General features: G+C 62.7%; 1 pseudogene. It reads left to right on the forward strand.

Annotated features, from left to right (window positions below):
• Positions 1-459 (forward strand): annotated as a pseudogene (gene mmaA2, locus F0Q45_RS26745) (cyclopropane mycolic acid synthase MmaA2); the annotation flags it as partial.

Below are 459 nucleotides of genomic sequence, written 5' to 3' on the forward strand. Positions count from 1 at the left end.
GTGCAGGCGCACTACGACTTGTCCGACGACTTCTTCCGGCTGTTTTTGGACCCCACCCAGACCTACAGCTGCGCCTACTTCGAGCGCGCGGACATGACGCTAGAACAGGCCCAAATCGCCAAAATCGACCTGGCACTGGGCAAACTGGGCCTGCAGCCGGGCATGACGCTGCTCGACGTCGGCTGCGGCTGGGGCGCCACCATGCGCCGCGCAATCGACAAATACGACGTCAACGTCATCGGCCTCACCCTGTCGAAAAACCAAGCCGCCCACGTCCAAAAAACCTTCGACGAACTCGAAACACCACGGACCCGGCGGGTATTGCTGGCCGGCTGGGAACAATTCGACGAACCCGTCGACCGCATCGTGTCCATCGGCGCCTTCGAGCACTTCGGCCACGACCGCTACGACGACTTCTTCGCCCGCGCCCACCAAATCCTGCCCACCGACGGCGTCATG

The sequence above is a fragment of the Mycobacterium simiae genome, from assembly GCF_008370645.1.
GTDB lineage: Bacteria > Actinomycetota > Actinomycetes > Mycobacteriales > Mycobacteriaceae > Mycobacterium > Mycobacterium simiae_A.